This window comes from Alicyclobacillus fodiniaquatilis, assembly GCF_042678105.1.
Taxonomy (GTDB): Bacteria; Bacillota; Bacilli; order Alicyclobacillales; family Alicyclobacillaceae; genus Alicyclobacillus; species Alicyclobacillus fodiniaquatilis.
Window position 1 is genome coordinate 160189 of sequence record NZ_JBHUCX010000018.1, and the last position, 6000, is coordinate 166188.

Sequence of the window (6000 nt, forward strand, 5' to 3'; positions counted from 1 at the left end):
ACTCAAAATCTTCGGATTGTGCGACACTATCGAACCACCATTTAGCTGCTGAGTAGACCGCAATCGTTAATCGGTACAAGTTCTTCACCTCCTCATATGAAGTTTCACCGATGGGAAATCAGTCGATACGCAAAGGCGCATTTTTTATTCCCACGAGGAGTGATGCCATGCTGCACACAGGTGATTTGATTTTTGTTCGCGGCCAATTAGACAGTCTGCAAAATGAGCGCCGACTGGGCAAGCTGGAACAATCGCATACTTGGCTGTGGCGTACAGTTTCTGGTGCCATCATCGCCGAAGCGGTCGGAACGGTTATCGCCATGATTAGTCATTTTCATTAAGGAGATGAATCAGGAATTAAATTCTTAAACAAGGGACCCTTGCCGTGAGTTCGTCCTGGACATTGGAATACAGTGTAATTGACGATCAGGCTGATACGTTTGGGGGAGATGCTTTGCCAAAACCTGTTGCTGTATTACATGGAAAAGTTGTTAACAATGCTTTTTTATTCCCTATCATCGTTAATGGCACGAGGTTAGAGCGGGTAGCCATGGATACAGGGGCATGTGAACTTATAATAAATCACAAAATGGCAGAGCGATTGGGACTTCCGAATCTCGGGTTTATAAAAATTAGGGGTGTTGGGGGCGTTACAACAGCATACCGGTCTAAATGTAATTTGAAGATAGGTAAACATAAATATCAAGATGTTCCATGTATTATAGCTCGGTTATTCTCAAGAGAAGGGTTGTTTGGACTTCGGTTCTTTATCGACAATCGGTTAAAGTTGACACTCAATCCAGATGACAATACGTTAACAATTACCCAAGGGAAAGTATAATTTCAAGTCTCCATGCTGTCACTCATTCTTAAAGTACAAGCAAAATGAAGCGCACGAAGATGATCAAAAGAACAAAACTTGTTATTGGGGATTAACGATACGGGATTTGGAACAGTCGTTATTCTGGGTTTGTCACTGTGTGTAAATGGTTTATTTAATAAGTATTATTTTGTATATGTGTGTCATTATATATTTATAATCTGGAGTTTGTTCAGAAACAAAAAAATCCAAATGGGGAACGATAATTTGTTATGCTTCAAATGGTTGGATACAATCAAACGAAAATGGGTTTTTGTATGTATTTGCATCATTACTTTCTCTCTCCTCACAGGATGCTGGGATCGCATAGAGATTGAGGATAGAGGTACCATTCTTGGATTATCCATTGACCCAATAGGCGGTGAAGCGCCAGCGGGGATAACAGGGCCTTATGCAAAAAGTGATTCAACTGGTTATCGGCTCACTGCCCAAATTGCGATACCTGGGCGTATTCCTTTGGGACCTATAGGGAGTAGCGGAGGAGGCGCCACACAACGCCCAGTTTGGGTGGTCAGCACAACAGGTAAAACAATTGATGACGCGATGAATAAGATGCAACAGCAATTGGCTGACAAGATTTTTCTTGGTCAATTACGAGTGATCACGGTCAATCAGAAAATTGCAAGATCTGTTGGGCTGAAAGACACTCAGGATTTTTTTCGTAGAAATGCGGAAATAAGGCGGCTTTGTTGGTTGCTTATATCTGATGGAAATGCAGATGAAGCGATGGAAGCAGCTCCAAAATTGGAACGGGTTCCAACGTTGTACTTGGTGAGTACGATGGAACATGCAGTAGAACTTGGTAAAATGCCAAATGTGTTTTTGGGGAATTATTGGTCGGCCTTGTCAGCAAAGGGGATGGATCCGGTTCTTCCATTAATTAAAGTGATTGGGTCGGCGCGAGATCAAATCGAAACGGAGGGAGTTGCTGTTTTTCGAGGAGAAAAGATGGTTGGTATGCTTGACGCGATTGAAACGGGGATATTTTTGGAGATTAGAAATATGCACAAATCCGGATATGGTGTTGCACTCCCCATACCAGGAGATCCAAAACACAGTGTGATTTTCAAAGCATTAAATCGCAAGACAGATATTAGATGTAAATTTGTGAATGGTCACCCATCATTTAATGCATATACTGTTGTACCGTCTAAAATTGAGGAAAAGACAGGAACTAAATCGCTTGATAAAAGAGAAGTAATTGATCAAATTGCAAATGAAGCATCGGAAACACTTACGAACGGCCAAATGAAGTTGATCAGAAAACTGCAAGGTCTTCATGCAGATCCATTTGGATTTGGAGAAATTGTACGAGGGCAAGAGCCGAGATACTGGAAGAATAAAATGAAAAATTCGCACGACAAATGGGATGATCAATTTTCTAAAACGCCATTTCAATCACATGTGAAAGTATTTATTCAACGCTCCGGGATGTCTGCAAAATAAATGTAACAGACATCCTTGGAAACTCATGCTACGGCAATTGCATCTAAGGTGGACAACGTGGTGGTTTTTTGGAATACCCTTGTTCAGTCCGCCGAGATGGGTGCTGGCTTTGCAATTGGCGAAGACATTGTTGATGACATTTTCCGGATCTTCTAATGTCGTCGATGGATACGAATGCGGAGGATGAACGTTAGCTTCATTTCTTTATTTTATACATACTAAAACATGGTAAATAATTCCTTGAAGTCCCTTTTGACACACGTCATACAAAATGGATAAAATCTGACCCTACTCAGCGAAAACGGATAGAGCTTTTTACGACGAGATCACCGGGGCGACCGGTTAGTTATTGGCTTTGTTACATGATAGAATCGATGAAGGAAAACATTGTGAGTTTATGGTGGGGTGGTGAATATGGCGATTACTCTCAACCTGGAATACACACCAAGGAGTCCAAAGCCAGATGTTCCATTTACTGAATCAAGTTTTGTGCGTTGCAGTACCCAATATTCCTTTAATGTAAGCGATATTGGAATTGCACTTGTTGACCTTTGGAATTTCGGATATGATGACGGCCCTCTTTTAAATTCTCTTGGGTTTGAACTGAGTTTGGAGCGTGGCGTATCGCATGCGCAACGCAAACGTGCCATCATTGAAGAAAAGATTGCACCTGTAGTAAACGAATTGAGGCAACTTGGTGTCCGGATATTCCATTGCAATCATCCATTGTTCTTAAGGAATTTTCCACAGTGGAGTTTGTCTACAACAGTGATCGAGCGAGAAAGGTTAGACAGAGAAGATGTACAGTCTAGTCCAACCACAATCGCAAGTCGGAATAGTTATCCTCCTTCAGATTGGGTTCAAAGATGGAAGAAGCAACACTCAGATGACGTTTTCAATGTGGAATGGTCAGAAATGCAGGGCAATGTGTATGAACAAATCAAGATTCCACAGTCAGTTACTCCAGTTGATGGAGATTTATTGGTGTATTCAAAGGAGCAATTTCACAGGCTACTCACTGAAACAAGGATAAAGGTGCTGTTCTACATGGGATTCGAGGCTGAAGAGTGCATACAGAACAGCAGGTATGGGATTCGGAACATGAACCAGTATGGCTACATGACCAACATCGTGCGTGATTGCACAACTACTTACGAATCTGCTGAAACGTTACCTGGTCTTTGGAGGACGAAGGTTGCCATTGAAACAATCGAGAAGTTTTATGGGTATTCAATTACTGCAGACGATTTGGTGTCATCATTGCGTATAAGTAATAGATAAACCAGAAGCAGAAGCGCATTTGCTTCTTTTGTATTTGAGGATGTCAAATGTCAGATATGGTTAGCAGGCTTGTAGTTTTCAGTGATTCGGGTGACTTTGAAAGCATGTTTCTGGTAAAATTAAGGGGGATGATGTTTGGTTCTAGTCCACACAAGGCTGTTGTAATACAAGTATTTTGGCTCAAGAGCGAGTGAGTTATTGTCCAACTCCAGGGTGGGAAACTGCAGTTGCGAGGCGGTTGCCCATGATGTAAAAAATTTGTTTTGGGGAAGTCGATTGCCCAACCTGTGCGAATATGTTTATGTTCTTGTTTCCGACAATCACAGTACCCAACCACTTCAGTTGAACAAGTGCTTGATTTGCTGCTCCTTCAGTCCAATACGTATGACCATTCCAAACAATTTTATCTGGGGCGGGAACACCATTAATTGTGATATGGGATGCGTAGCCTACAGTATGTGCAGTCCTATATTGATAAATGTTTGTAACGATTGAAGCCACCAATATAGCGAATACGACTACGAATGAAACTTTTATTTCCGGTTTCACAACTTCCACATCCTTCGACCGATTGTATATCCAGTCATTCGGTTTTTTTATGGAATATCCTTCAAACTGCCAACTAGAAAAAATATGAAATTCCTCTTTTGTCGGTCAGTCTAAAGATTAAAGCTAACCTAGTAGATGTTGACCGTCAGGTAGCTATTGAGAACAAACGACTGTTTTTTTTGATCAGTGATACCCTCCGTCAGTCGTAACATACTTTGTTGCTTGATTAATCTCATGTTTTGAACAATGGGCTGGTGGATACGTCACCATATTGTCCAAATTACTTCATTACGTGGAACGTATGGAATGGTAATTAACGCGTACTGTCATTAGCGACTGCGAAGCCCACACGGGCTGTATTTCGCCACTTACTTCATATCAACACGGCCTCCTCGGGGCGCGGCTTTTCATGTACCACTCTGCCAAGCTTTTACACAAGAATGCCAAAACCGAGTCGTCTTGGGAATATGGTTTGGTACTATTGCGTAAGAGGTCAGGATAACATATTGAAATATTACAAATGTATTTCGACGGGAGTATGACAATGGAAAATCTGATAATATCCCCTTACAAAGCCGAGAGAGATAAAGCTGCGATCAGTGCCATGTTGTGCGGAAACGAACAGTTTGATGAAATGTTTCAACAGAGCGACAAAACTTTTCATAGCAGTACATTTGTTGCTCGTTACAACGGCGTCACGGTAGGGTTTCTTTCATTTAATGATTTTAAGAGACAAACTATAACGACGATATTTGTCAGCAAGGAGTACAGAAGATTGGGAATCGGTACCGCACTGATGGCAAAAGCGGATCAATTACTTTCCAAAAATGAGGCAGTAGAGCGTATGCTTGGTTTGTGTTTAGATGGGGATCGTTCTTCTCTGCAATTTTTATATAAGAATGGTTGTTATATCAGTTATTCATCTTACATCATGGAGCGCGAAGGTGGACGTCTGCCTGAAAGAAATATTTCTGTCAGGCAATATGAAGATGATGATTATCTGATATGCCATAACATTTGGGAAATATCTTTTTACAAAATGCATGAGCGCGTGGGGATGCTTCCGACATACTATTTTCCTCCTAACGAAAGGGAGAGGAAGCGGTTTGTGGAGGACCAAAACAATAGATTTGTGATGCTTAACGATGGTGAAATCGTGGCAGTCGGAATAATTGACGGCAGTGAGTTAAGTCATGTGTCTGTTCGTCCAGATCTACAAGGGCGTGGATACGGCAGAGCTTTTGTTTCCTTTCTTGTAAATGAAATCATGCGTCGCGGCGAAAAAGTCGTAAAGCTTGGGGTTGTCAAAGGTAATCCTGCGAAAAAATTGTATGAACGTCTTGATTTCAAAGAAAAGTCTTTACATCATTGGGTAACAAAATATTATAGACCTGACACCCGATTGAGCAGACCGCCAAGCGAGAAAATACTGTAATGTTTTTGGGGTTTATTTACACACAAGTAGGCTCCCTTATTGTGGTGGTGAAATAAGCTTCGCGCTGTTATGCCAAACTATGCGGCCTTGGGATAGTTATTTGCTCACTATTGTGTAAACAGTAAGGAAACTCCATTTCTTTACTTGCAATTTTTGGTATAACTTAGATAAATCACGATTGGAAGGATAGGGGGAATTTTAGTGATAAGAGCCTATTGTAAAACCCCTTGCTTTAGCTATGGGGATATAAGGCGCTCGCCATTAGGCGGAAATGTCTTTTAACGATCAACTAAACGTTAGATGAAATAGTCGTATCTAACTTGTTTTGGTAAGATGTTCTTGGGTGATCGCAATGAGTAGAGACGTCGAGTCGAATCGAAATGTCACATTTGACTGCAAGTACCATGTT

6 protein-coding genes are annotated in these 6000 nt (G+C 41.3%); 5 read left to right on the forward strand and 1 reads right to left on the reverse strand.

Annotation, left to right across the window (positions count from 1 at the left end; genetic code table 11):
* Positions 1-167: 167 nt before the first annotated feature.
* The 4 genes from ACFSB2_RS06300 (at position 168) to ACFSB2_RS06315 (ending at position 3607) form a co-directional block, all read left to right on the forward strand.
* Positions 168-341 (forward strand): hypothetical protein, encoded by a 174-nt coding sequence (locus ACFSB2_RS06300; RefSeq protein WP_377942179.1) that lies wholly within the window; start codon positions 168-170, stop codon positions 339-341.
* 113 nt (positions 342-454) lie between these two features.
* Positions 455-841, forward strand: a complete 387-nt coding sequence (locus tag ACFSB2_RS06305) for a retropepsin-like aspartic protease (protein WP_377942180.1) — start codon at positions 455-457, stop codon at positions 839-841.
* Between the two features lie 78 nt (positions 842-919).
* Positions 920-2326, forward strand: a complete 1407-nt coding sequence (locus ACFSB2_RS06310; RefSeq protein WP_377942181.1) for a Ger(x)C family spore germination protein — start codon at positions 920-922, stop codon at positions 2324-2326.
* 414 nt (positions 2327-2740) lie between these two features.
* Entirely contained in the window at positions 2741-3607 is an 867-nt protein-coding gene (locus ACFSB2_RS06315; protein WP_377942182.1) for a hypothetical protein, read from the forward strand.
* Positions 3608-3802: 195 nt separating this feature from the next.
* Here ACFSB2_RS06315 and ACFSB2_RS06320 read toward each other — a convergent pair whose 3' ends face one another.
* The gene (locus ACFSB2_RS06320) at positions 3803-4156 is read right to left on the reverse strand and encodes a hypothetical protein (protein ID WP_377942183.1); all 354 of its coding nucleotides are present in this window, start codon (positions 4154-4156) and stop codon (positions 3803-3805) included.
* A 544-nt stretch (positions 4157-4700) separates the two neighbouring features.
* Between ACFSB2_RS06320 and ACFSB2_RS06325 the strand changes: the two genes are divergently transcribed.
* Positions 4701-5591 (forward strand): GNAT family N-acetyltransferase, encoded by an 891-nt coding sequence (locus ACFSB2_RS06325; protein WP_377942184.1) that lies wholly within the window; start codon positions 4701-4703, stop codon positions 5589-5591.
* Positions 5592-6000 lie beyond the last annotated feature (409 nt).

Coding starts and splice junctions, on each gene's coding strand:
- ACFSB2_RS06300 (WP_377942179.1), top strand. CDS start 168: ATGCTGCACACAGGTGATTTGATTTTTGTTCGCGGCCAATTAGACAGT.
- ACFSB2_RS06325 (WP_377942184.1), top strand. CDS start 4,701: ATGGAAAATCTGATAATATCCCCTTACAAAGCCGAGAGAGATAAAGCT.
- ACFSB2_RS06315 (WP_377942182.1), top strand. CDS start 2,741: ATGGCGATTACTCTCAACCTGGAATACACACCAAGGAGTCCAAAGCCA.